18 protein-coding genes are annotated in these 24,348 nt (G+C 70.5%); 12 read left to right on the top strand and 6 right to left on the bottom strand.

Annotation, left to right across the window (positions count from 1 at the left end):
• The first annotated feature begins 65 nt into the window (after positions 1-65).
• Genes AVME950_RS22755 through AVME950_RS22745 form a run of 3 tightly spaced genes read left to right on the top strand, consistent with a single transcriptional unit; the run spans position 66 to position 2,208 of the window.
• Positions 66-734: a DUF3313 domain-containing protein gene (locus AVME950_RS22755; RefSeq protein WP_284431561.1), complete on the top strand. Its 669-nt coding sequence runs from the start codon at positions 66-68 to the stop codon at positions 732-734.
• 59 nt (positions 735-793) lie between these two features.
• Positions 794-1,255, top strand: coding sequence for a hypothetical protein (locus tag AVME950_RS22750; RefSeq protein ID WP_284431560.1), 462 nt, complete (start codon positions 794-796; stop codon positions 1,253-1,255).
• 26 nt (positions 1,256-1,281) lie between these two features.
• Positions 1,282-2,208: a DUF2145 domain-containing protein gene (locus tag AVME950_RS22745; protein WP_284431559.1), complete on the top strand. Its 927-nt coding sequence runs from the start codon at positions 1,282-1,284 to the stop codon at positions 2,206-2,208.
• Positions 2,209-2,234: 26 nt separating this feature from the next.
• On the opposite strand, the gene AVME950_RS22740 is transcribed toward AVME950_RS22745, so the two are convergent.
• The 3 genes from AVME950_RS22740 to AVME950_RS22730 all read right to left on the bottom strand — a co-directional run bounded on the left by AVME950_RS22740 (position 2,235) and on the right by AVME950_RS22730 (position 5,307).
• Positions 2,235-2,681: a CBS domain-containing protein gene (locus AVME950_RS22740; RefSeq protein WP_272568313.1), complete on the bottom strand. Its 447-nt coding sequence runs from the start codon at positions 2,679-2,681 to the stop codon at positions 2,235-2,237.
• A 197-nt stretch (positions 2,682-2,878) separates the two neighbouring features.
• The gene (locus AVME950_RS22735) at positions 2,879-3,526 is read right to left on the bottom strand and encodes a DUF937 domain-containing protein (RefSeq protein ID WP_284431558.1); all 648 of its coding nucleotides are present in this window, start codon (positions 3,524-3,526) and stop codon (positions 2,879-2,881) included.
• A 131-nt stretch (positions 3,527-3,657) separates the two neighbouring features.
• Positions 3,658-5,307, bottom strand: coding sequence for a methyl-accepting chemotaxis protein (locus AVME950_RS22730; protein ID WP_284411768.1), 1,650 nt, complete (start codon positions 5,305-5,307; stop codon positions 3,658-3,660).
• Positions 5,308-5,828: 521 nt separating this feature from the next.
• Between AVME950_RS22730 and AVME950_RS22725 the strand changes: the two genes are divergently transcribed.
• Genes AVME950_RS22725 through AVME950_RS22715 form a run of 3 tightly spaced genes read left to right on the top strand, consistent with a single transcriptional unit; the run spans position 5,829 to position 11,963 of the window.
• Positions 5,829-7,154, top strand: coding sequence for an efflux RND transporter periplasmic adaptor subunit (locus AVME950_RS22725; protein ID WP_284431557.1), 1,326 nt, complete (start codon positions 5,829-5,831; stop codon positions 7,152-7,154).
• 13 nt (positions 7,155-7,167) lie between these two features.
• A complete protein-coding gene (locus AVME950_RS22720; protein WP_284407255.1) occupies positions 7,168-10,326 on the top strand; it encodes an efflux RND transporter permease subunit in 3,159 nt (1,052 codons plus the stop codon).
• Positions 10,323-11,963 (top strand): efflux transporter outer membrane subunit, encoded by a 1,641-nt coding sequence (locus AVME950_RS22715; protein ID WP_284431556.1) that lies wholly within the window; start codon positions 10,323-10,325, stop codon positions 11,961-11,963. The genes AVME950_RS22720 and AVME950_RS22715 overlap by 4 nt, the downstream gene beginning before the upstream one ends.
• 19 nt (positions 11,964-11,982) lie before the next feature.
• On the opposite strand, the gene AVME950_RS22710 is transcribed toward AVME950_RS22715, so the two are convergent.
• The 3 genes from AVME950_RS22710 to AVME950_RS22700 form a co-directional block, all read right to left on the bottom strand.
• Positions 11,983-12,417, bottom strand: a complete 435-nt coding sequence (locus AVME950_RS22710) for a GNAT family N-acetyltransferase (RefSeq protein WP_284431555.1) — start codon at positions 12,415-12,417, stop codon at positions 11,983-11,985.
• Between the two features lie 140 nt (positions 12,418-12,557).
• Entirely contained in the window at positions 12,558-13,634 is a 1,077-nt protein-coding gene (locus AVME950_RS22705) for an alkene reductase (protein WP_284431554.1), read from the bottom strand.
• A 101-nt stretch (positions 13,635-13,735) separates the two neighbouring features.
• Complete coding sequence (locus AVME950_RS22700) at positions 13,736-14,536, bottom strand: SDR family NAD(P)-dependent oxidoreductase (protein ID WP_284431553.1); 801 nt, start codon at positions 14,534-14,536, stop codon at positions 13,736-13,738.
• Between the two features lie 110 nt (positions 14,537-14,646).
• Here AVME950_RS22700 and AVME950_RS22695 point away from each other — a divergent pair, with 110 nt between their 5' ends.
• From AVME950_RS22695 to cobA, 6 genes are all read left to right on the top strand, one after another.
• Entirely contained in the window at positions 14,647-15,240 is a 594-nt protein-coding gene (locus tag AVME950_RS22695) for a MarR family winged helix-turn-helix transcriptional regulator (protein WP_284431552.1), read from the top strand.
• A gap of 404 nt (positions 15,241-15,644) precedes the next feature.
• Positions 15,645-18,089, top strand: a complete 2,445-nt coding sequence (nirB, locus tag AVME950_RS22690) for a nitrite reductase large subunit NirB (RefSeq protein ID WP_284431551.1) — start codon at positions 15,645-15,647, stop codon at positions 18,087-18,089.
• Between the two features lie 66 nt (positions 18,090-18,155).
• Entirely contained in the window at positions 18,156-18,548 is a 393-nt protein-coding gene (gene nirD, locus AVME950_RS22685) for a nitrite reductase small subunit NirD (protein ID WP_284431550.1), read from the top strand.
• A gap of 742 nt (positions 18,549-19,290) precedes the next feature.
• Positions 19,291-22,227: a nitrate reductase gene (locus AVME950_RS22680; protein ID WP_284431549.1), complete on the top strand. Its 2,937-nt coding sequence runs from the start codon at positions 19,291-19,293 to the stop codon at positions 22,225-22,227.
• Between the two features lie 65 nt (positions 22,228-22,292).
• Positions 22,293-23,216: a DNA-binding protein YbiB gene (ybiB, locus tag AVME950_RS22675; RefSeq protein ID WP_284431548.1), complete on the top strand. Its 924-nt coding sequence runs from the start codon at positions 22,293-22,295 to the stop codon at positions 23,214-23,216.
• The gene (gene cobA, locus AVME950_RS22670; RefSeq protein ID WP_284431547.1) at positions 23,213-24,049 is read left to right on the top strand and encodes a uroporphyrinogen-III C-methyltransferase; all 837 of its coding nucleotides are present in this window, start codon (positions 23,213-23,215) and stop codon (positions 24,047-24,049) included. The genes ybiB and cobA overlap by 4 nt, the downstream gene beginning before the upstream one ends.
• The last annotated feature ends 299 nt before the right edge of the window (positions 24,050-24,348 follow it).

The following is a 24,348-nucleotide window of genomic DNA, read 5'->3' as shown; positions in this document are numbered from 1 at the left end:
GACCCATCCCCTGGCCCCTCGGCCGGGGCTGGACCCCCTTCGTCCCTTTCTTTTGGAGAAGCTCCATGCATGCCACCCCTTTTATGCGCCCCGCGACGCTCCTGCCCCTGCTGTGCCTTGCCGCCCTGGCCGGCTGCGCCAGCACCCAGCCCATCGCCTACACCGGGCTGCAGTCCGCGCCCCAGTTGCGGCCCAACCTGGACGACGACACCGGCCGCATTCCCTACCGCGTGGCATCGCACCGCGACTGGAGCCAGTACACCAAGGTGATCCTCGACCCCATCGTGATCTACTCCGGGCCCGACCACCAGTTCGAGGACGTGCCTGAGGCCCAGCGGCGCCAGTTGGCTGGCGACATGCGCCGGCAGTTCACGGCGCGGCTGGCCACGCGCTTTCAGATCGTGGCCCAGCCCGCCCCCGCCACGCTGCGCCTGCGCGTGACGCTGACCGGCGCCAGGCTCACCACGCGGGGCCTGAGCACCTTCACGCGCTTCGACATCGGCGGCGGACCCTACAACCTGGTGCAGGGCATTCGCGGCAAGGAAGGCACCTTCACCGGCTCGGTCAGCTACGCCGTGGAGATCTTCGACGCGGTGTCGAACCAGCTGCTCGACGCCTTCGTCACCAAGCAATACCCGAACGCGCTGAACATCGGCGCGACCTTCGGCACCCTGGATGCAGCGCAGGCCGGCATCGAAAAGGGCGCGCAGGAACTCACCGCCCAGTTCCAGTGACCGCCGCCATGATCCCCACCCACCCCGCCCCCCTGCCCGCCGCGGCCCCGAGGATTGCCATGCCCCTGATTGCCTTCGTTCGCGCCGCGTGCGTGTCTTCGCTGCTCGCCACCGCCGCCCTGCCCGGCCATGCGGAACTGTTCACCTCCATGGCCTCCAGCGCGGGGTCGGCGGCCTCGAGCGCCTCGGACTCGATCGGCCATTCGAGCGGCGGCGGGGGCCGCGACCGGCGCCTGGCCGAGGGCGAGTACCGCGTGATCGGCGTGGAGCAGGTGCCCGGCCGGCCCGACGCCACGGGCCTCAGGCTGCGCGCGACCGAGACCGGCATCGCGCGCGAGTTCGTGCTGAACCTGCCGCGCCAGGCGCAGGGCGCGCGGCCGCTCGCCGCCGGCGACCTGGTGCAGGCGCGCGAGCGGCCCTACGGCTTCGAGTTCGCGCGCGGCAACACCCGCGAAGCCTTCTTCCTGGTGCTCAACGACGACTGGTACGAGGAGATGGACTCCCGGCCGCTCGCCCTGTGATGCGGCGTGCCGCCTTGCCATCCCGCATGCGGCACCGGCGCGCGCTGGCGCGCTGGACCGGGATCGCCGCCATCGGCCTCGCCGCGCTGGGGGCGGAGGTTCCGGCCCACGCCGGCACCTGGGGCCTGTGCGATGCCGCCGCGCCGCTGAGCGCCACCGATCAGGACCGCATCCTGCGCTTTGCCGCGGTGGTCAAGCAGGTGCTCGACGCCTCGGGCCAGCGCGTGGCGCTGATCTCGCGCTCGGGCCTGGACCTGGGCCGCTTCGGGGTGCGCTACTCGCACGCCGGCCTGGCCCTGCGGCCGCAGCCGGACCGCCCGTGGGCGGTGCGCCAGCTGTACTACACCTGCGAGGAGTCGCGGCCCCGGCTGTTTGACCAGGGCATTCCGGGGTTCCTGATGGGCCGGGACGATCCGTCCCGGGGCTACGTTGCCATCGTGCTGCTGCCCGCGCTGCCCGCCGACGCGCTGGAACGCACGGCCCAGGATAAGCGCGCCGCGCTGGCCCTGCTGGCGGCCGACTACAGCGCCAATGCCTACCCGTTCAGCACGCGCTACCAGAACTGCAACCAGTGGGTGGCGGAGATGATGGCCAGCGCCTGGGCGCCGGCCGGCGACGCGCCCCCAACGCGCGAGCGCGCGCAGGCGTGGCTGCACTCGGAGGGCTACCGGCCCGAGCCGATCGGGCTGGGATCGCACGGCATGGTGTTCGCCGCGCATTTCGCGCCGCTGGTGCATGTGGACGACCACCCGCGGGACGACCTCTACGCGCTGCGCATGCGGGTGAGCCTTCCGGCCTCGCTGGAGGCCTTCGTGCACGATCGCATGCCGGGCGCGGAGCGCATCGAGCTGTGCCACGACCGCCGCCAGATCGTGGTGCGCCGCGGCTGGCAGGCGCTGGGCCCGGGGTGCGAGGCCGGGCCGCAGGACGAGGTGATCGCCCTGGATCCCTAGAGGGCAGTTTGCGCGGCGCGGCAGCCTCAATTGCGCTGGCCGCCAGTGATGTACTGCTCCATCTGCTCGATGATGAACTGCTGCTCGGACATGATGTTCTTCACCAGGTCACCGATGGAGATCAGGCCCACCAACCGGTTGGCGTCGTCCACCACCGGCAGGTGGCGCAGCCGGTTGTCGGTCATGAGCTGCATGCACTGCTCGCTGCTCTGGTGCGGCCGCACGAAGCGCACGGCGCGGGTCATCACGTCGCTCACCTGGGTGGCGCCGGAGGTGCGGCCCAGCAGGGCCACCTTGCGGGCGTAGTCGCGCTCGGTCACGATGCCGGCGATCTGCTCGCCCTCCATCACCAGGAGGGCGCCGATGCCCTTGTCGGCCATGAGCCGCAGCGCATCGAGCATCGAATCGGAGGGCCCGATGGTGTGGACCTGGGCATGGGGCTTGGACTTGAGGATGTCGGCGACTGCGGTCATGGGGCCTCCCTGAGTGAAGTGGCGTGGATGGCTGCAGTTTCCGCCCAACGGCGGGGTGCGCGCAACAGGGGTTTGCGAAGCCGCCCGGGGCGGCGATGCAGTTGGTTGCAAACCCGCGCGCCGCCGGTCGCCGGTCGCCGGTCGCCGGTCGCCGGTCGCCGGTCGCCGGGCCCTCGGACCGCGCTTGCGCTCTCAGCTCAGCGTCGCCCGCCGAACAGGCCGCCGCCGAGCTTGACCAGGTCCGACAGGCCGACCTGGCCGTCGCCGTCCTGATCGAGCAGGCTGCCCAGCACGCCTCCACCCAGGCCACCCAGGCCGCCCGGCTGCCGGGCGCGGTCGCGCTCGTGGCCGAGGGTGCGCCCCAGGCTGCCGGCATCCAGCCCGCCGGCCTGCACCCGCTGCGCAAGGAACGACATCACGATGGGCGCGAGCAGCTGGAGCAGTTGCCCCGCGTTGGCGCCCAGGCCCGTCGCCTGGGCCAGCCCGGCCTCGGCCTGCGGGCGCTGGCTGCCGAACACGTGGCCCAGGATGTCGGCGCCCTGCCCGCCGCCGGCGGCACTGCCGCCGCCCAGCAGCGACCCGAGGAGCCCGCCCAGGTCCAGCCCGCCCGCGCCGCCGCCGGCGGCCGGCTGGTGGTCGCGCTGCAGGGCGCCCAGCAGGGCCTCGGCGCCCTGCGGCTGCGCAGCGTTGCGGCCCAGCGCGCCCAGCAGCAGGGGCAGTGCGGTCGCCACCGCGGAACGGGTCTGCGTGGCGTCGGTGCCCAGCTGGCTGGACAGCTGCTGGAGCGGGGCCCCTTGCAACTGGGCCATCAGTTCATCGGCCAGGGAGGGGGTGGACGGGTTCATGGGCGGCTCCTTCATCAACATTCGGTGCGGTTGGCAGCGCGTGGCGTTGCCGTGGGCGTGGCGGACGGACATCGGCCCCGGGCCCCATGCTATCCGGCCGGGCGCCCCCCCTGCTGCCACCGCATTTGCCTTCAGGCCCCCCGCGCGGCGATGAGCGATGGGCCGGGGCGCGCCGCCCTGCGCAGGGCCACGGCATCGGACGCCGCGGCGCCGCGCGGGCCGCCGTGCACGCGGAACACCTGCACCGCGTCCGACACGGTCTGCGCCTGGGACTGCAGCTCCAGCGCCAGGGCCGCGTTCTCCTCCACCAGCGCCGCGTTCTGCTGGGTGATGCCGTCCAGGTGGGAGACCGCGCTGTTCACCTGCGAGATGCCGGCCTGCTGCTCGTCGGCCGCGCTGTGGATCTGGCCGATGAGGGCGCCCACGCGGCGCACCAGGTCCAGCGACTCCTGCATGGTCTTTTGCGCGCTCTCGGTGCGCTGGCGCCCCTCGCCCACCTTCTCGGCCGACTGGTCGATGAGCTGGCGGATCTCTCGCGCGGCGGTCAGCGTGCGCTGCGAGAGGCTGCGCACCTCGCCGGCCACCACCGCGAAGCCCCGGCCCTGCTCGCCCGCCCGCGCCGCCTCCACCGCCGCGTTCAGCGCGAGGATGTTGGTCTGGAAGGCGATGGAGTCGATGAGCTGCGTGATCTCGCCGATGCGGCCCGAGGCGGCCTGGATCTGCTGCATGGTGGCGGCCACGCCGTCCACCGCGCCGCTGGTGCGCTCGGCCACGCCCGTGGCCTGCCGCGCCAGGTCGGCCGCCTGGCGGGCCGATTCGGCCGTCTGCTGCACGGTGCCGGTGATCTCCTCCATCGAGGCGGCCGTCTCCTGCAGGTTGCTGGCCTGCGTCTCGGTGCGGCCGGACAGCTCCTGGTTGCCCTGGGCGATGGCGCGGCTGGACACGCGCATCTTCTCGGTCTCCTGCAACGCATCGCGCACGATGGACTGCAGGTTCACGTTGAGCTGGCTCAGCGCCTTCTGCAGGTCGCCCACGCCGTCGGAGCGGGTCACGCGCAGGCGCTCGGTCAGGTCGCCGGCCGCCATGCGGTTGGCGGCGCGCACCATGTCCGACAGCGGCAGCACGGCCACGCGGCGCACCTGGGCGAAGGCGGCCATCGCCACGCCGGCCACGGCAGCCCAGGCCGCGGCCGAGAACAGGCCCTGCTCTTCATCCACGAGCCCCGCCAGGAAGGCGGCCACCAGCACGGCCAGGAACGCCATGGCCACCTGGCCGCCCACGCCGATGCGGGTCCACTCCGCGACGCGGCCCAGGGCGGTCAGGCGTGCCAGCCGGCCCGCGCGCAGCACGTGCACCGGGCGGCCGGCCTCGGCCTCGGCGCGCATGCGGGCGTAGAGCGCGTCGGCGGCCTGCACCTGCTCGCGGGTGGCCTCGGTGCGCACCGACAGGTAGCCCACGGGGCGGTCTCCCTCCATCAGCGGGGTGACGTTGGCCATCACCCAGTAGAAGTCGCCGTTCTTGCGCCGGTTCTTCACCGCGGCCGACCAGGGCCGGCCCTGGCCGATGGTGTCCCACATGTCGCGGAACGCCTCCTCGGGCATGTCGGGGTGGCGGATCAGGTTGTGGGGCTGGCCCAGCAGGGCCTCGCGCTCGTAGCCGCTCACCTCGATGAACATCGGGTTGCAGTACAGGATGCGCCCTTTCAGGTCGGTGGTGGACACCAGGGTTTCGCCGGAAGGAAACGGGTATTCCTGCGTGCTGACCGGAAGATTTCTTCGCATGGGAAGCCTTTCTGGGGAAGAAGCTTTTGTCTCGTACGGACGGTGCGGCACGGCGCCGCGGGCCCCTGCGGGATGCAGTGCGGCCGATGGTAGGTGGCACATCCCGGCTTGTGGAAACCTTTCGGCCGGGGCTTGATCTGGGTCAAGAGCCCGGGGGCGCCGCGAACGCGGACCGTCGTTTCCCGACCACCCATTTGCTATCAATTGAATAGCTACCAAGACAATGAAAACGCCGGCATGCGGGCGATTTGGATCTCAAAACCCCGTTCCGTCCCGCAGAAACCCTTCGGATCGACGGCCCGGCCGGCCGGCGGCCCGCCAGCGCGGCCACACACTCCCGGGGCCAGCGCCCGAGGGGCCCGCCACCGCCTGCGAGGGGCACGCGCGGCCCGCACGCGGCATGAAGGTTGCAAGGTCCGGACACGAGGCCCGCCGGAGGGCTTTCCAGCCTGCCACAGCTTCACACGATCTTTTCAATTGACCGTCAGAATGCTCGCCACAACGAAAGCCGTGCCTTGTCCATGAATTGCCCACGCCCTGCCACACGCTCGCTGCCCTCCGCCCCCGCTGCCATGGCCCCACGGCCCTCCTCCTTGACCTCTTCCTGTGTGACCGCTGTCCCCGGTGCCCTGCGCCGGGCCGGCGCTGCCGTGCTGGCGGCCGCCTTCGTGGTGGCCGGGTGTTCGGACAAGGCCGCCAAGCAGCCCGCGCCGCGCGCCCCGGTGGAAGCCGGCGTGGTCACGATCCAGCCCGAGCGGCAGTCGATCACCACCGAGCTGCCCGGGCGCACCAGCGCGTTCCTGGTCGCCGAAATCCGGCCGCAGGTGGGCGGCATCGTGCAAAAGCGGCTCTTCACCGAAGGGGCGGACGTGAAGGCCGGGCAGGTGCTGTACCAGCTGGATGCCTCGCCCTTCGAGGTGGCGCTGGCAAGCGCCGAGGCCTCGCTGGGCAAGGCCCAGGCCACCGTGGGCACGGCGGAGACCAACGCGCGTCGCAATGCCGAGCTGGTCAAGATCGATGCGATCAGCCGGCAGGTGTATGACGACAGCCAGGCGGTGCTGGTGCAGGCCCGCTCGGACCTGGCCGTGAACCGCGCGGCGGTCGAGAACGCCCGCATCAACCTGGGCTACACCCGCATCAAGGCGCCCATCTCGGGCCGCACCACCACCTCGGCGGTGACGCCGGGCGCGCTGGTCACCGCCAACCAGACCACGGCGCTCACCACCATCTCGCAGATCGACCCGCTGTACGTGGACGTGACCCAGTCCAGCACCGACGTGCTGCGCCTGAAGACCGACCTGGCCAAGGGGCGCTTTCAGCGCGCGGGCGAAGGCCAGGCGCGCGTGGCGCTCAAGCTGGAGGACGGCAGCACCTATGCCCAGGCCGGCCGGCTGCAGTTCAGCGGCGTGACGGTGAACCCCGCCACCGGCGCGGTCACCCTGCGCGCGGTGTTCCCCAACCCGGACGGCCTGCTGATGCCGGGCATGTACGTGCGCGCGGTGCTGGAGACGGGCGTGAACGAGCAGGCCCTGCTCGTGCCCCAGCAGGGCGTGACGCGCGACACCGCCGGCAATGCCAGCGTGCTGCTGGTCAATGCCGAGAACAAGGTCGAGCGCCGCAAGATCCAGGTCGAGGCCGCCGTGGGCAACCGCTGGCAGGCCGTGGGGGGCCTGGCCGCCGGCGACCGCGTGGTGGTGGACGGGCTGCAGCGCGTGAAGGTGGGCGACACGGTCAAGCCGGTGGAGGTGGCGGCCAAGGCGGCGGCAGCCCCGGCAGGCGGCGCCTCCTCGGCCGCATCGGCTGCGGCACCCGCGGCGTCCGGCGCTGCGGCCCCGGCCGCCCGCTGAAGGACCGCCCGCCATGGCACAGTTCTTCATCAACCGGCCCATCTTCGCGTGGGTCATCGCCATCGTCATCATGCTGGCGGGGGCCATGTCCATCAAGACATTGCCGCTGGAGCAGTACCCCAACATCGCACCGCCGCGCGTGTCCATCAGCGCCACCTACACCGGCGCCTCGGCCAAGACGGTGGAGGAATCGGTCACGCAGGTGATCGAGCAGCAGTTGAAGGGCCTCGACAACCTGATCTATATGGGCTCGACCAGCGATGCCTCGGGCGGCTCGCGCACCACGCTCACCTTCAATGCCGGCACCAACATCGACGTGGCGCAGGTGCAGGTGCAAAACAAGCTGCAGCAGGCCATGTCGCGCCTGCCGCCCGCGGTGCAGAGCCGGGGCGTCACCGTCACCAAGGGCGGCAACGACTACCTGATGATCGTCACCTTCACCTCGCCCGACCCGAGCGTGACGCAGGTGGACATCGGCGACTACATCTCCAGCAACCTGGTGGACGTCATCAGCCGCATCGACGGCGTGGGCGACGTGGCCACGCTGGGCACGCCCTACGCCATGCGCGTGTGGATGGACCCGGCCAAGCTCGAGAAGTACGCGCTCATGCCGTCCGACATCGGCAACGCCATCAACGCGCAGAACGCCCAGGTCTCCGCCGGCCAGCTGGGCGCCCTGCCCGCCGTGGGCGAGCAGCAGCTCAACGCCACCATCACCGCGCGCAGCAAGCTGCAGTCGCGCGAGGAGTTCGAGAACATCGTTCTCAAGTCCACCGTGGACGGCGCCATCGTGCGCCTGAAAGACGTGGCCCGCATCGAGCTGGGCGCCGAGAACCTCACCATCACCTCGCGCCTGAACGGCCAGCCCGGCGCCGGCATGGGCGTGGTGCTGGCCGACAGCGCCAACGCCATGGCGGTGGCCAACGCGGTGAACGCCAAGATCGCCGAGCTGCAGCCGTTCTTTCCGTACCAGCTCAAGCCCTTCACCAGCTACGACACCACGCCCTTCGTGAGCGCCTCCATCGAAGAGGTGGTCAAGGCGCTGGTCGAGGCCATGCTGCTCGTGGTGCTGGTGATGTACATCTTCCTGCAGAACTTCCGCGCCACGCTGATCCCGGCGATCGCGGTGCCCGTGGTGCTGCTGGGCACCTTCGGCGTGCTGTCGGTGGCGGGCTACTCGATCAACACGCTGACCATGTTCGGCATGGTGCTGGCCATCGGCCTGCTGGTGGACGACGCCATCGTGGTGGTGGAGAACGTCGAGCGCGTGATGAGCGAGGAGGGCCTGCCCCCGAAGGAGGCCACGCGCAAGTCCATGGCCGAGATCACGCCCGCGCTGGTGGGCATCGCGCTCACGCTGTCGGCGGTGTTCATCCCCATGGCGTTCTTCGGCGGCTCCACCGGGGTGATCTACCGGCAGTTCTCCATCACCATCGTCTCGGCCATGGTGCTGTCGGTGCTGGTGGCGCTCACGCTCACGCCTGCGCTGTGCGCCACGCTGCTCAAGCCCATCCCCCAGGGCCAGCACAGCCCGCACGGCGCGCCGCGCCGGGGCGTGCTGGGCTGGGTGGACCGCTTCTTCACCGGCTTCAACCGCCGCTTCGACCGCACCGCCGACGGCTACCAGCGCGGCGTGGGCCGCATCGTGCGCCGCGGCGGGCGGATGATGCTGGTCTATGCGCTCATCGTGGGCGGCATGGCCGTGCTGTTCATGCGCCTGCCCACTTCGTTCCTGCCCAATGAGGACCAGGGTGCCGTGCAGGTGCAGATCACCCTGCCCCCGGGCGCCTCCAACACCCGCCTGCAGGTGGTGATGGCCGAGGTGCAGAAGTATTTCGCCGCGCAGCCCGACGTGGTGAGCTTCAACTCCATCACCGGCTCCAACGGCGACCAGAGCTCGGCGCGCGGCTTCGTGCGCCTCAAAGACTGGAGCGAGCGCCCCCTGGCCTCGCAAAGCGCCGACGCCATCGCCCGCAAGGCCACGCGCGATCTGTCCAGGATCCGCGACGCGCGCATCTTCGTCGTGCTGCCGCCGGCCGTGCGCGGCCTGGGCGCCAATGCGGGCTTCAACTTCCAGCTCAAGGACCTGAACGGCCTGGGCCACGACGCGCTCGTGGCCGCGCGCGACAAGGTGCTGCAGCTGGCCGGCCAGCGGCCTGAGCTGTCCAACACCCGCAGCAACAACCTGGACGACACGCCGCAGTTGGGCGTGGCCATCGACGACGCCAAGGCCGGCGCCCTGGGCCTGGCCACCACCGACGTCAACAACACGCTGGGCAGCGCCATCGGCGGCACCTACGTGAACGACTTCCTGAACAAGGGCCGGGTCAAGCGCGTGTACATGCAGGGCGATGCGCCCTACCGCATGCTGCCGCAGGACATCGCGCCCTGGACGGTGCGCAACAGCCAGGGCCTCATGGTGCCGTTCTCGGCGTTCTCCAGCACCAGCTGGACCTACGGCTCGCCCCAGCTGCAGCGCTACAACGGCAGCCCCAGCTACGAATTCGTGGGCGACGCGGCCACGGGGGTCAGCTCCGGCGCGGCCATGGACGCGGTGGAAACCATCATGAAGGAGATGCCGCCCGGCATCGGCTACGAATGGACGGGCGCCTCCTACCAGGAACGCCTGTCGGGGTCGCAGGCACCGCTGCTGTATGCCGTGTCCATCCTGTTCGTGTTCCTGTGCCTGGCGGCGCTGTACGAAAGCTGGTCGGTGCCGTTCTCGGTGATCCTGGTGGTGCCGCTCGGCATCGTGGGCGCGCTGCTGGGCATTGGCATCCGCGGGCTGTCCAACGACGTGTACTTCCAGGTCGGGCTGCTCACCACCGTGGGGCTGTCGTCCAAGAACGCCATCCTGATCGTGGAGTTCGCCACCCAGCTGCAGGCCCAGGGCAAGAGCGTGATCGACGCCACGCTGGAGGCCGTGCGCCTGCGGCTGCGTCCGATCCTCATGACCTCGCTGGCCTTCGGCTTCGGCGTGCTGCCGCTGGCCATCGGCACGGGCGCCGGCGCGGGCGGGCGGCAGGCCATCGGCACCGCGGTGCTGGGCGGCATGATCTCCGCCACCGTGCTGGGCATCTTCTTCGTGCCCGTGTTCTTCGTTCTCATCCGCGGCTTCTTCGCCGACCGGGCCGCCAAGGCCGGCGGCCAGCCCACCGGAGCCCCCGCATGACGCCGCGCCAAGCCCCCACCCTCCCCGCCCTGCGCCCGCTGGCCTGGGCGGTGGCCGCCACCGTGGCGCTGGCCGCGCTGCCCGGCTGCACCAACCTGGCGCCGCCCTACCAGGCGCCCGCGCTGCCGGTGCCGGCCGCCCTGGGCACGGGCTCCGTGCCGGTGGCCGTGACCGCTCCCGCCGCCCTGGGGGACGGGTCCGCCGCGGCGGTCCCGGCCGATCCGCTGGACCGCCCCCTGGAATGGGCCGAATTCTTGCAGGAACCCCGCCTGCGCGCCCTGGCCGAGATGGCCGTGGCCAACAACCGCGACCTGCGCGTGGCCGTGCTGGCCATCGAGCGGGCGCGGGCGCAGTACGGCGTCTCGCGCGCCGACCTGTTCCCCGGCGTGAACGCCACCGGCGCGGGCAGCCGCAGCCGCACGGCCGACGACCTGACCACCGCGGGCCGCTCCAACGTGGGCGGGCAATACAGCGCGCAACTCGGTTTTGCCAGCTACGAGATCGACTTCTTCGGCCGCGTGCGCAACCTGAACGACGCCGCGCTGCAGGAGTTCTTCCGCGCCGCCGAGAACCGCCGCAGCGTGCAGTTGAGCCTGGTGGCCGAGGCGGTGAACGCCTGGCTCACCCTCGATGCCGACGGCCGCCGCCTGCAACTGGCACGCGACACGCTGCGCACGCGCCAGCAGTCGCTGGACCTCACGCAGCGCAGCCATGCGCTGGGCGCCACCTCGGGCCTGACCCTGGCGCAAACGCAGACCACGGTGGACACCGCGCGCGCCGACGTCGCCACCTACACCGCCCAGGTCGCGCGCGACCGCAACGCGCTCGCGCTGCTGGTGGGCGCCGCCGTCCCCGACGACCTGCTGCCGCCCGTGGCCCTGGCCGCCGCGGCGAATGCCGCACCCGCCACGGTGCCGCCCGCCACGGCAACGGCAACGGCCGACGGCACCTCGCGCAGCAGCGCCCCCCGCAACACCAGCACCGCCATCGTGCCCACCACGCCGGCCGCCGCTTTGCTCGCCGTGCCCGCCGACCTGCCCTCCGGTGTGCTGCTGCGCCGGCCCGACGTGCGCGCGGCCGAGCGCACGCTGCAGGGCAGCTACGCCAGCATCGGCGCGGCGCGCGCGGCGTTCTTTCCGTCCATCACGCTCACCGGTTCCATCGGCACGGCCAGCAATGCGCTGTCGGGCCTGTTCGACGGCGGCAACGGCACCTGGAGCTTCGCGCCGCAGATCCGCCTGCCGATCTTCGACGCCGGCCGCAACAACGCCAACCTGCGCGTGGCCGAAGTGGCGCGCGACACGGCCCTGGCCCAGTACGAAAAATCCATCCAGACCGCGTTCCGCGAAGTGTCCGACGCGCTGGCCGACCGCGCCACGCTGGACGAGCGCCTGGCCGCCCAGCGCTCGCTGCTGGACGCCACCCAGCGCGCGCTGGACCTGTCGGACGCGCGCTACCGGCTGGGGGCCGACAGCTTCCTCACGGTGCTGGACGCGCAGCGCTCGCTGTACGCGGCGCAGCAGACGCAGATCACCCTGCTGCTGGCCGAGCAGACCAACCGGGTCACGCTGTACAAGGTGCTGGGGGGTGGCTGGGCTGCCAATGGAGCCGGGGTGGCGGACGACCCGATGCGCTGAGGGGCTGCGGCCCAGGGGCTCAGTCCGCCGGCACCAACTCGACGGCGGCGTGCTCTTCCAGCCAGTCCGCGACTGGCAGGCCGGCCTCGTCGGCCACGCCCTGGTTCCAGAACTGCGAGGCGCACAGCACCTCCACGTCCAGGCCCTCCAGCGTGCTGCGCGCCAGCACCGCGCCGATGTAGGCGCTGCGCGCACGCTCGACGATGCCCCAGACCAGCGTGGTCTCGGCGGCGCATTGCAGGCCGATCAGGAACGCCTCCTTGCGCGCGCCATCGGCGGATTTCTCCACCATCCAGGGCAGTTGCCCGGCCAGCCGTTCGTCCTGCAGCAGCACGTTCAGCAGGTCGCGCGCCGGCTCCGCACCCAGCGGAACGACCACGAAACGCTCGGTTTCGAATTTCGGGGCCTGGGCGGGCAGCAGCTCGACGCTGGCTTTCATCTCTTGGTACGACATTGTTTTGAACCTCCGTGGGCACCGAGCCTAGGCGCGCGCCCGCGCGGGCCGGGCCAGGCGTCCGAAGGAAGGTGGCCGCAGCCGAAGGCCATCGGCCCGGGCGGCGCTCTCCTCGCCGCCTCGATACGCACCAACGGTGGCTAACCGGCGAGCGCCGGATAGTCCGTATAGCCCTGGGCCCCGGGCGTATAGAACGTGGCCGGATCGGGCGCGTTCAGCGGCGCGCCCTGGCGCATCCGTTCGACCAGGTCCGGATTGGCGATGAATGCACGGCCGAAGGCGGTGAGGTCGGCCAGGCCGCCCTCCAGCGCGCGCTCCGCACCGGCCTTGTCCAGGCCGCCAGCCAGGATGAACGGGCCGTCGAACGCCGCCTTCAGGTCGGCCTTGAGCTGGGCGGGAACCGGTGGCGTTCCCATGGCCGAGTGGTCCAGCACGTGGACGTACAGGAGGCCGAGCGCGGACAGCGCCTTCACCAGGGCCAGGTACTGACCGTCCACGCCGTCGAAGGCGCCCGCGCTGTTGACCACTCCATGCGGCGACAGGCGGATGCCCACGCGTTCGGCGCCGATTTCCTTGGCGGTGGCCCGCGCCACTTCGAGCACCAGGCGGTTGCGCCCCTCGGCGGTTGCGCCGTAGCCATCCGTGCGGCGGTTGATGTTGGCATTCAGGAACTGCTCCAGGAGATACCCGTTGGCCGCGTGCAGCTCGATGCCGTCGAAACCGGCTTCGATGGCCAGGCGCGCGGCCGTGGCGTATTCGCCGATCACGGCCTGGATGTCGGCCTCGGTCATGGCGCGCGGTGGCGTGTGCGGCTGGCTGCCTTGCGAATCGGTGTACATCTCGCCGGGGCACGCCTCGGCGGACGCGCTGAGCACTTCGGCGCCGGCGGGCAGGTTGGCCTGGTGGGCCACGCGGCCCGTGTGCATCAGTTGCACGACGATCTTGCCGCCCTGGGCATGCACGGCGCTGGTCACCCGCTTCCAGCCTTGCACGTGGGCATCGTTGAACAGGCCGGGAATCCGGGCATAGCCCAGGCCGTTGGGCGACGGCGACGTGCCTTCCGTGACGATGAGGCCGGCCGTCGCGCGCTGCGCGTAGTAGGTCGCCATGAGCGGATTGGGCGTGTTGTGGTCCACCGCGCGGCTGCGGGTGAGCGGCGACATCACCACGCGGTTGGCCAGGGGGATGTTGCGCAAGGAAAAGGGTTCGAAAAGCATCGGGGCTGTCCTTGGAAAAAAGCAGGGCGAAAACGACGGAGGAAAAGGCCATCGGCGTGCGGAGAACCGCGTCCGATGGCGGTGGGGTCCATGGGCTGGCGTCAAACGACGTTGTAGCGAGGGGCCGGCGTTCCCACCTGGCTGCCGGCGAGCAGCGCGGCGCGGGCCGCCTCGTAGCGATCCCACAGGCCGGTGTCGGCAACGGACGGCCAGGTGACCGTTTCGCCCTGGTCCAGCCCGGCGAGCGCGGCGTCGACCAGGTGCTCGGTGGTCATCACGGTGTCTTGGTTGAGTGCCGCCAGCGGCACGCCCGACAGGTCCCACAGTTCGGTGGCGGTCGATGCGGGCAGGACCAGTTGGACCTGCACCCCCGTGTCGGCCAGTTCCTGCTGCAGGCCTCGGGTGTATTGCAGGACGAAAGCCTTGGTGCCGCTGTAGACCGCGCTGACGGGCAGCGCATGGATGCCCAGCACGGAGGCGATGTTGACGATCACGCCCTGCTTCCTGGCGATGAAGGGGGGCAGCACCGCCTGGGTCAGCCGCGTCAGGGCGGTGATGTTGAGGTCGATCTGGGACACCGCGTCATCGGCAGACCGCTGGGCGGCGGGCCCCAGGCGGGCGATCCCGGCGTTGTTCACCAGCATGTGCAGGCGTTCGTGGGTGGACAGGAGGGCTTCGATGCGCGCCAGGTCCTCGGCCTTGCCGAGGTCCGCCGCCACCGGCTCGGCTTTCACGCCATGGGCCTCGGCGATCCGGGCGCTGAGGGCTTGCAGGCGGTCGGCACGCCGGGCCACCAGAATAAGATCGTATCCACGGGCAGCGAGGCGATCGGCATAGACCGCACCGATGCCGGAAGAAGCCCCGGTGATCAATGCGACTTTGCTGGAATGGGGACGGGTCATCGGGTGTTCTCCAATAAAATTGAGGGCTCAACCAAATAAGTTGAGGGCTCAAATGTAGAGCAGGACAGCGATGCATTTCGAATAGTGCAGCACTCAACCATTTGGAAAATATGGGAATTAGGAACCACCCTGTCGATGCGGCTGCGGATGCCGACTGCGCCTTGAATCAGGCGATCGCGGAGGTCACCGCCACGACCGGTGCGCAGGTCTGCACGAACACGTCGGTGCGCCTGGCGGCGCGCAGATTGGGGCAGCTGTACGACGACGCCCTCGCGCCCCTGAACATCAAGGCGACGCAGCTGGCGCTGATGGTCGAGATCGGCAAGTTCCAGAGTGCCGATGGGCAGGGGCCGACCCTGCAGGACCTGGCGAACCGGCTGGCCATTCAACTATCGGCACTGACCCATGCCCTCAGGCCCCTTGTGCGCGACGGCATTGCCGAGTTGCGGCAGGACGCCCAGGACCGGCGCACCAAGCACGCCGTGCTGACCGCGCGCGGCAAGCAACTGCTGGCGCAAGCGATCGGGCGCTGGGCCGCCGCCAACGAGCGGGTCGAGGCCGTCCTGGGCCCGGCCTCGGCCGCGAGCCTGCGGGCGCTGGCCGACCAGGTGGCGTCGGATGCGTTCATGGTGGCCTATCAGGCAGAGAACCCGGCGCGGGTGCCCCTGCCTTCCCGGAGCGCGCCGCCAGCGAAAGAGGACTGACCCACGCACCGGCCTGGGCGCCATGCACCAAGGCGGGTCGCCCCCGCCCTGCCCTCGCCTCCGTGCAGGCCACGCCACGCGGCCATTCGCTACCAAATCAATAGCACAATGCCCTAGTGGAATATGCACTGGGGCCCGATTTCCCTTCAACCCCTCCGATCCCACCCAGACCTGGCACGCGCATTGCAACAGCGTCCCCGTGACCAATGCCGGTCACATGGCTGGCCCCTTCCAATGGCGGAAACGGGGCGGTCAGGACGAAGGCGTCCCCACAGGCAGTGCAGGCTTCAACCGCCCGCACCCTGTGCGGACGCCTTTTTTGTTTTTTGGTTTCGGCTTCGTCTGCCGGCAGGCGCTGTTCATTCGTTTTTGCAGCGCCGCGGCGGGCACCCATGGGGGTCACGATGAAAAAATCCAGGCTGGTGATGGTGGGCAATGGCATGGCCGGGGTGCGCACGCTCGAAGAGCTGCTCAAGATCGCTCCGGACCTCTACGACATCACGGTGTTCGGCGCCGAGCCGCACCCCAACTACAACCGCATCCTGCTGTCGCCCGTGCTGGCGGGCGAGCAGACGATCGACGAGATCATCCTCAACGACTGGTCCTGGTACGAGGAGCACGGCATCCACCTGCACACGGGCTTCACGGTGCACGAAGTGGACCGCGTGCGCCGCGTGGTGCACGCCACCAACGCGGCGGGCGAGGCCATCAGCGCCGAGTACGACCGGCTGATCCTCGCCACCGGCTCCAACCCGTTCATCCTGCCGATTCCGGGCAAGGACTTGCAGGGCGTGCTGGCCTACCGCGACATCGCCGACACGCAGGCCATGATCGACGCCGCCGCCACGTACCAGCATGCGGTCGTGATCGGCGGCGGGCTGCTGGGCCTGGAGGCCGCCAACGGCCTCATGAAGCGCGGCATGCAGGTGAGCGTGGTGCACGTGGGCGACTGGCTCATGGAGCGCCAGCTCGACGACGTGGCCGGCAAGATGCTGCAAAAGTCCCTGGCCGAGCGTGGCATGCAATTTTTGATGAAGGCGCAGACGCAGGAGCTGGTGGGCGGGCCGGACGGCCGCGTCACCGCCGTGCGGTTCAAGGACGGCACCGAGGTGCCCGCCGACCTGGTGGTGATGGCCGTGGGCATCCGCCCCAACACGCAGCTGGCCGAAAAGATGCGCCTGCACGTCCACCGCGGCATCGTGGTGAGCGACACGCTGCAGACCACCACCGACGCGCGCATCTACGCCGTGGGCGAATGCGCCGCGCACCGGGGCATCGCCTACGGGCTGGTGGCGCCGCTGTTCGAGCAGGGCAAGGTGCTGGCCAACCACCTGGCGGAGTTCGGCATCGGGCGCTACCAGGGCTCGCTCACCTCCACCAAGCTCAAGGTGACGGGCATCGACCTGTTCAGCGCGGGCGACTTCCAGGGCGGCGAAGGCACCGAGGAGATCGTGATGAGCGACCCTTTCGGCGGCGTGTACAAAAAACTCGTCATCAAGGACGACAAGCTCGTGGGCGCGTGCCTCTACGGCGACACGGTGGACGGCAGCTGGTACTTCAAGCTGCTGCGCGACGGCCGCACGGTGGGCGACATCCGCGACAAGCTGATGTTCGGCGAGAGCAACATCGGCGACGCGGGCCACCAGGGCCACAGCAAGGCCGCCGCCATGGCCGACACCGACGAGGTGTGCGGCTGCAACGGCGTGACCAAGGGCGCCATCTGCAAAGCCATCAAGGACAAGGGCCTGTTCACGCTGGACGACGTGAAAAAGCACACCAAGGCCAGCGCCAGCTGCGGCTCGTGCACGGGCCTGGTGGAGCAGATCATCATGTTCACGGCCGGCGGCGACTACTCCGCCACGCCCAAGACCAAGGCCGTGTGCGGCTGCACCGACCACGGCCACCAGGCGGTGCGCGACGCGATCCGCGCCAACAAGCTGCTGTCCATCGGCGACGTGTTCGCCTTCCTCGAATGGAAGACGCCCAACGGCTGCGCCACCTGCCGCCCGGCCGTCAACTACTACCTCATCAGCACCTGGCCGAAGGAGGCCAAGGACGACCCGCAAAGCCGCGCCATCAACGAGCGCAGCCACGCCAACATCCAGAAGGACGGCACGTACAGCGTGATCCCGCGCATGTGGGGCGGCGAGACCACGGCCAGCGAACTGCGCCGCATCGCCGACGTGGTGGACAAATACCAGATCCCCACCGTGAAGGTGACCGGCGGCCAGCGCATCGACCTGCTGGGCGTGAAGAAGGAAGACCTGCAGGCCGTGTGGAAGGACATCGGCATGCCCAGCGGCCACGCCTACGCCAAGGCCCTGCGCACGGTGAAGACCTGCGTGGGCAGCGAATGGTGCCGCATGGGCACGCAGGACAGCACGCAGATGGGCAAGGACCTGGAGCGCGCCATGTGGCGCATGTACGCCCCGCACAAGGTCAAGTTCGCCGTGAGCGGCTGCCCGCGCAACTGCGCCGAGAGCGGCATCAAGGACGTGGGCATCATCGGCGTGGACAGCGGCTGGGAGATGCACATCGCCGGCAACGGCGGCATCAAGACCGAGGTGGCGCACTTCTTCACCAAGCTCAAGACCGCGGCCGAGGTGCTGGAGTACACCGGGGCTTTTTGCGAGCTGTACCGCCAGGAAGGCTGGTACCTGGAGCGCACGGTGCACTACGTGAATCGCGTGGGCCTCGATCACGTGAAAAAACGCATCCTCGAAGACCACGAAGGCCGCCGCGCGCTGTGGGAGCAGCTGCAGTTCGCGCTGGATGGCGAGCCCGACCCGTGGTTTGACTTCCAGGAAGCGCGCGTGGACACGCGGCAGTTCGCCGCCATCGCGCCATGAGCCCCGGCCCAGCCATTGCCACCACCCCTTTCATTCATTCATCCCCCCGATTCGCAAGGAGCCGCCATGAGCGACTGGAAATACATCTGCCGTGTGGACGACATTCCCGTGCTGGGCTCGCGCCGCGTGGCGCGGCCGCAGGGCCTGGACGTGGCCGTGTTCCGCAACGGGGCGGACGAGGTGTTCGCGCTGCTGGACCGGTGTCCGCACAAGGGGGGGCCCCTGTCGCAGGGGATCGTGTTCGGCACGAGCGTGGCGTGTCCGCTGCACAACTGGACGATCGGGTTGTGCGATGGGCAGGCTTCGGCGCCGGACGAGGGGTGTACGCCGAAGTTTGCGGTGAAGGTGGAGGGGGGGGAGGTGTTTTTGGATGCTGTTGAGTTGGCGGGGCATGCGGTGGAATTGGTTAGGCCTGTAGCGGGGCCTATCAGGCGTTTAGTTGCTGGTTCGGGGGCTTGAGGTTGTGGGTGTGGCTTGTTTTGGCGCTGGTGGTGGCTTTTCTTTCCGGGGCCGGGGTGTGCGCCCGGCGGCGCACTCACTTTCTTTTGCTTCGCCAAAAGAAAGTAAGCAAAGAAAAGGCGACCCTGCTGGCTGCGTCCCTGCGCTTCGCTCCGGGCAACCTGCGGTGCTCGTGCGCGGGGTGCGCCGTGGAACTCGCTTCGCGCAGCGCGCTGCGCTCGGACAGCCACGGCGAGTCAGTTCACGAAGCAGGTGTGTCCTACGGCACACCTGCCACCCCGCGCCCTGCGCGCCGCAGGCGCATCCAGAAGGGAACCCGCCACACGGGCCATCGCTGCGCTCGGCCCAGCGTGCGCGGCGCCACGCGCTCGCGCACCGGAGGCCGAGCGAAGCAATGGCCCGTATGGGCAGTTCGGCTGTTGGGTTCCCTTCTGGCCGTGCCGAGGAGCGCAGCGGCTGGCGGAAAAAGGGCCGCGCGCTGTTTGAGCGCAACGCAGTGGAGCGAGTTTGCGCGGACCCCGCCAGCCGCGAGCACCGCAGGTTGCCCCGGAGCGCAGCGCAGGGGACACGGACAGTAGGGTCGCCTTTTCTTTGCTCACTTTCTTTTGGCGAAGCAAAAGAAAGTGAGTGCGCCGCCGGGCGCAACTCCCGGCCCCGGAACGTAACCATCCAGCAACGACAAAAACAATAGCACCCCACCCAACAAAAAACCCGGCAACCAGCCCAACAAAAGACCCACGCCATGACCCAAACCCAATCCACCTGCCCCTACTGCGGCGTAGGCTGCGGCGTGATCATCGAATCCACCGGCCCCCAGATCACCGGCGTGAGAGGCGACCCCACCCACCCCGCCAACTTCGGCCGCCTGTGCACCAAGGGCTCCACCCTCCACCTCACCGCCGCCAGCCCCGTCACCCTCCAGACAAGGCTCCTCACCCCCCAGCACCGCCCCCAGCGCGGCGACGAACCCCAGCCCATCGCCTGGGAAGCAGCCCTCGACACCGCCGCACAAAAATTTGCCGACACCATCGCCCGGCACGGCCCCGACGCCGTCGGCTTCTACGTCTCCGGCCAGCTCCTCACCGAGGACTACTACGTCTTCAACAAGCTCGCCAAGGGCCTGGTCGGCACCAACAACATCGACACCAACTCGCGCCTGTGCATGAGCAGCGCCGTGGCGGGCTACAAAACCACGCTCGGCGCCGACGCCCCGCCCACCTGCTACGACGACGTGCAGCACGCGCAGTGCCTCTTCATCGTGGGCAGCAACACCGCGTGGGCGCACCCCATCCTGTTTCGCCGCATCGAGGACGCCAAGGCCGCCAACCCGGGCATGAAGATCATCGTGGCCGACCCGCGCCGCACCGAGACCGCCGGGCTGGCCGACCTGTTCCTGCCCATCCAGCCGGGCAGCGACGTCATGCTGTTCCACGGCATGCTGCACCTCATGCTGTGGGAAGGCTGGGTGGACAGCGCCTACATCGCCGCGCACACCACCGGCTTCGACGCGCTCAAGGCCCTGGTGCGCGACTGCACGCCCGCCCGGGTGGCCGAGGTGTGCGGCATCAGCGAGGCGGATCTGGCCACCGCCGCGCGCTGGTTCGCCGGTGTGGGTGCTGGTGCAAGTGCTGGTGCCGCGCGCCAGCCCACGCTCAGCCTTTACTGCCAGGGCCTGAACCAGAGCACCAGCGGCACGGCCAAGAACGCCGCCCTCATCAACCTGCACCTGGCCACGGGCCAGATCGGCCGACCGGGCGCGGGGCCGTTCTCGCTCACCGGGCAACCCAACGCCATGGGCGGACGCGAGGTGGGGGGACTGGCCAACCTGCTGTCGGCCCACCGCGACCTGGCCAACCCGCAGCACCGCGCCGAAGTGGCCGCCCTGTGGGGCGTGCCCGAGGTGCCGGGCACGCCCGGCAAGACCGCCGTGGAGATGTTCCAGGCCGCGGCCGACGGCGAGATCCGGGCGCTGTGGATCGCCTGCACCAACCCGGCGCAGAGCCTGCCCGACCAGGCCACCGTGCGCCGCGCGCTGGAGCGCGCCGAGTTCGTGGTGGTGCAGGAGGCCTTCGCCACCACCGCCACCGCGCAGTACGCCGACCTGCTGCTGCCCGCCACCACCTGGGGCGAGAAGACCGGCACGGTGACCAACAGCGAGCGCCGCATCTCCCGCGTGCGCCCTGCGGTGCCCGCGCCCGGGGACACGCGCCACGACTGGGCCATCGCCGTGCAGTTCGCCCACCGGCTGGAGGCGCGGCTGCGCCCGGGGCGGCCCACGCTCTTTCCGTACGCCACCGGGGACGGCGAGGCCGAGCGTGGCGCCGAGGCCGTGTGGAACGAGCACCGCGAGAGCACGCGCGGGCGCGACCTGGACATCACCGGCCTGTCGTGGGCGCTGCTCGATGCCCAGGGCCCGCAGCAGTGGCCCTGCCCGGCCGGCACTGCCGACAACACTGATGCCGATGCCGACCCTTCGGCCCCGCCCCGCCCGCTGGGCAAAGCGCGCCTGTACGAAGACGGCGTGTTCCCCACCGCCGACGGCCGCGCGCGCTTCGCCGCCAACGCCTGGCAGCCCGTGGCCGAGCCGCGCCAGGCGCGCTACCCGTTCAGCCTGACCACCGGCCGCCTGCGCGACCAGTGGCACGGCATGAGCCGCACCGGCACGCTGGGCCGCCTGTTCGGCCACGTGGCCGAGCCCAGCGTGCAGATGCACCCGCAGGACATGGCGCGCCGCCAGCTGGCCGAGGGCGACCTGGTGCACGTCACCAGCGCGCGCGGCGCCGTCGTGGTGCCGGTGCAGGGCAGCACCGACGTGGGCCTGTCGCAGGCCTTCATCGCCATGCACTGGGGCAGCGAATACCTGAGCGGGCAGTCGTCCACCGGCACGCCGCTGGCGGGCGTGAACGCGCTCACCACGCCGGCCTTCTGCCCCACCTCCAAGCAGCCCGAACTCAAGCACACCGCCGTCAAGATCCTGAAGGCCGAGCTGCCCTGGCGGCTGCTCGCCATGGCCTGGCTGCCGGCCGACAGCGCCCTGGCCGCGCGCGAGGCGCTGGCCGCGCTGATGCCCGCCCTGCCCTTCGCCAGCTGCGTGCCTTTCAGCAACAACGCGCCCCTGGCCGGCCCGCAGCGCGAGCGCCACGGCGTGCTGCTGCGCGCCGCCGGCCACGAGCCCGCGCCCGATGCGCTGATCGAACGCATCGAGGCCCTGCTGGGCCTGGACACTCCCGACACCCTGCGCTACGCCGACCGCCGCCAGGGCCAGCGCCGCGCGCTGCGCCTGGAGCGCCAGGGCGGCGACACCCTGCTGGCCGGCATGCTGCTGGCCGGCGACACCCGGGCGGAGGCCTGGCTCAAGACCCTGCTGCAGGAAGAGCTGCCCGCGCAAGGCTACGGCCGCCTGCTGCTCGTGCCCGGCGGCCAGGCGCCCTCCGGCGCGCAGGCCGTGCAGTCGCGCGGCAAGCCCGTGTGCTCCTGCCTGAACGTGACCGACGCCGCCATCACCGCCCACCTGGCGCAATGCCACGGCACCGACGCCGACCGGCTCGCGCAGCTGCAGGGCGCGCTGCGCTGCGGCACCCAATGCGGCTCGTGCGTGCCCGAACTCAAGCGCATGGTGCGCGCCACCGGGCCGCTGGCCCCGGCCTCCCCGCAGACCCCCGCCGCCCTCTCTATATAACCAAAAGTTGGCAGAAGTGGGGGAGAATCCGGTCCCCTTCGATCCGCCAGAAAAACCCCCACGCCATGGCCATCAGCCACTATCTCAAGGACCTCGGCCGCGGCGCGCGCGGCGCCCGCGCCATCGGCCGCGAGCAGGCCAACGACCTGTTCGGCCAGGTGCTGGACGGCCAGGTCACCGACCTGGAGATCGGCGCCTTCTGCATCGCCATGCGCATCAAGGGCGAGACCGCCGAGGAGATGTGCGGCTTTCTCGACGCCACCCACGCCCGCCTGGCCCGCCTGCCCGCCAGCGACCGGCCCGTGGTCGTGCTGCCCAGCTACAACGGTGCGCGCAAGCTGCCCGTGCTCACCCCGCTGCTGGCGCTGCTGCTGGCGCGCGAGGGCCTGCCCGTGCTGCTGCACGGCATGCGCACCGAAGCGCGGCGCATTCTGGCATCGGATGTGCTCGACGCCCTAGGAATATCTGCCCTGAATGCTCCTGAAAAGATAGCAAACGGCACCGTGGCCCACATTCACACCGAAGCCCTGCACCCGGGCCTGGCCCGACTGCTGGCCGCGCGCGAGGCCATCGGCCTGCGCAACCCGGGCCACAGCGTGGTCAAGCTGATGAACCCCTGCGCCGGGCCGTCGCTGGTCGTCACCGCCTACACCCACCCCGAGTACCAGGACATGCTGCACGCCACCTTCGCCACGCTGGGCATGAACGCCCTGCTCTCGCGCGGGTTGGAAGGCGAAGTGGCCGCCGATCCGCGACGCACGCCCCGTTACGACGCCTTCGTCGCCGGCGCGCACCATCTGTGGGAAGAGCAGCAGCCCGGCACGGCCAGCGAGGTGCCCGGCCTGCCCCAGGACATCGACGTGGACACCACCGCCCGCTACACGCGCCAGGTGCTCGACGGCGCGCTGCCGGTGCCCGCGCCGCTGTCCCGTCAGGTGGAACACATCTTGCGTCTGGCCGGGCAAATCCCTTTGGAGACAAACCCATGAATCGCCCATCCCCCCCCGCCTTCGAAGGCGTCCCCCCCGGCCGCTGCACGCTGGTCGGCGCCGGCCCGGGCGATCCGGAACTGCTCACCATCAAGGCCCTCAAGGCCATCCAGGCCGCCACCGTGCTGCTGGTGGACGACCTGGTCAGCGACGAGATCGTGGCCATGGCCCCGCCCGGCGCGCGCATCGTCCATGTGGGCAAGCGCGGCGGCTGCAAGAGCACGCCCCAGGCCTTCATCGAAAAGCTCATGGTCATGGCCGTGAACGAGGGTGAGAACGTCGTGCGCCTCAAGGGCGGCGACCCGTTCATCTTCGGGCGCGGCGGCGAAGAGGTCGAGCACCTGCGCGCGGCCGGCATCGACGTGCAGGTGGTCAACGGCATCACCGCGGGCCTGGCCGGCATGACGCTGCTGGGCACGCCCCTCACCCACCGCGAGCACGCGCATGGCGTGGTCTTCGTCACCGGCCACGCCAAGCCCGGCGACGCCGGCACCGACTGGCGCCAGCTGGCCGCCACCGCGCGCGATGCACGCCTCACCCTGGTCATCTACATGGGCGTGAGCAGCGCCGCGCACATCCAGCAGGAGCTGCTCACCGGCCTGCCCGCCAGCACCCCCGTGGTCGTCATCCAGCACGTGAGCCTGCCCCAGCAGCGCCACGCGCTCACCACCCTGGGCGAGTTGCACGCCACCATCGAGCGCGAGCAGCTCGCCAGCCCCTCGGTCATCGTCGTGGGCGACGTGGTGAGCGGCGTGGCGGCGGCCGGCGCCCCTCGCGCGGCGCGCCCTGCCACCACCACTCCCGTCTCGCTGCGCAACGCCGTGGGCGGCTGACACGCCGGCAGCCCCGCGTCCAGCAGGCCAGCGCCGGCCTGAACCGAGGACCGCCCGACGCCCTGCGCCGGGCGACGCCAGAGGGCCCCCGAAACCCCGCGGAAAGTGGCCGATGAACCCGCGCGCGCGCTTTCTCTCGGCCCGGTCGCAGGCACTCACCGCGCGGCCGGCCGGTGCCCGAATACCGCGCCATGCTTCAGCATCTGAAGTGTTCTGAAATTTCATATTCAAGGCCTACAGACCCGTGAAAAACGGGCAGCGCATCGGTACATTGGCTCCCTGGCAGGCACCGCCATCAC

Origin of the sequence: Acidovorax sp. SUPP950 (assembly GCF_030158935.1) — a bacterium.
Taxonomy (GTDB): domain Bacteria; phylum Pseudomonadota; class Gammaproteobacteria; order Burkholderiales; family Burkholderiaceae_C; genus Paracidovorax.
The sequence above is the reverse complement of the archived record's forward strand: the minus strand, read 5'-3'. Positions and strand labels throughout refer to the sequence as shown.

What these genes read in the sequence shown, in the direction of transcription:
- cobA (WP_284431547.1), top strand. Translation starts at nt 23,213, where the DNA reads ATGAATCGCCCATCCCCCCCCGCCTTCGAAGGCGTCCCCCCCGGCCGC.
- AVME950_RS22680 (WP_284431549.1), top strand. Translation starts at nt 19,291, where the DNA reads ATGACCCAAACCCAATCCACCTGCCCCTACTGCGGCGTAGGCTGCGGC.
- AVME950_RS22715 (WP_284431556.1), top strand. Translation starts at nt 10,323, where the DNA reads ATGACGCCGCGCCAAGCCCCCACCCTCCCCGCCCTGCGCCCGCTGGCC.
- nirD (WP_284431550.1), top strand. Translation starts at nt 18,156, where the DNA reads ATGAGCGACTGGAAATACATCTGCCGTGTGGACGACATTCCCGTGCTG.
- AVME950_RS22705 (WP_284431554.1), bottom strand. Translation starts at nt 13,634, where the DNA reads ATGCTTTTCGAACCCTTTTCCTTGCGCAACATCCCCCTGGCCAACCGC.
- AVME950_RS22720 (WP_284407255.1), top strand. Translation starts at nt 7,168, where the DNA reads ATGGCACAGTTCTTCATCAACCGGCCCATCTTCGCGTGGGTCATCGCC.
- AVME950_RS22695 (WP_284431552.1), top strand. Translation starts at nt 14,647, where the DNA reads ATGGGAATTAGGAACCACCCTGTCGATGCGGCTGCGGATGCCGACTGC.
- ybiB (WP_284431548.1), top strand. Translation starts at nt 22,293, where the DNA reads ATGGCCATCAGCCACTATCTCAAGGACCTCGGCCGCGGCGCGCGCGGC.
- AVME950_RS22700 (WP_284431553.1), bottom strand. Translation starts at nt 14,536, where the DNA reads ATGACCCGTCCCCATTCCAGCAAAGTCGCATTGATCACCGGGGCTTCT.
- AVME950_RS22730 (WP_284411768.1), bottom strand. Translation starts at nt 5,307, where the DNA reads ATGCGAAGAAATCTTCCGGTCAGCACGCAGGAATACCCGTTTCCTTCC.
- AVME950_RS22710 (WP_284431555.1), bottom strand. Translation starts at nt 12,417, where the DNA reads ATGTCGTACCAAGAGATGAAAGCCAGCGTCGAGCTGCTGCCCGCCCAG.
- nirB (WP_284431551.1), top strand. Translation starts at nt 15,645, where the DNA reads ATGAAAAAATCCAGGCTGGTGATGGTGGGCAATGGCATGGCCGGGGTG.
- AVME950_RS22735 (WP_284431558.1), bottom strand. Translation starts at nt 3,526, where the DNA reads ATGAACCCGTCCACCCCCTCCCTGGCCGATGAACTGATGGCCCAGTTG.
- AVME950_RS22725 (WP_284431557.1), top strand. Translation starts at nt 5,829, where the DNA reads ATGAATTGCCCACGCCCTGCCACACGCTCGCTGCCCTCCGCCCCCGCT.
- AVME950_RS22755 (WP_284431561.1), top strand. Translation starts at nt 66, where the DNA reads ATGCATGCCACCCCTTTTATGCGCCCCGCGACGCTCCTGCCCCTGCTG.
- AVME950_RS22750 (WP_284431560.1), top strand. Translation starts at nt 794, where the DNA reads ATGCCCCTGATTGCCTTCGTTCGCGCCGCGTGCGTGTCTTCGCTGCTC.
- AVME950_RS22740 (WP_272568313.1), bottom strand. Translation starts at nt 2,681, where the DNA reads ATGACCGCAGTCGCCGACATCCTCAAGTCCAAGCCCCATGCCCAGGTC.
- AVME950_RS22745 (WP_284431559.1), top strand. Translation starts at nt 1,282, where the DNA reads ATGCGGCACCGGCGCGCGCTGGCGCGCTGGACCGGGATCGCCGCCATC.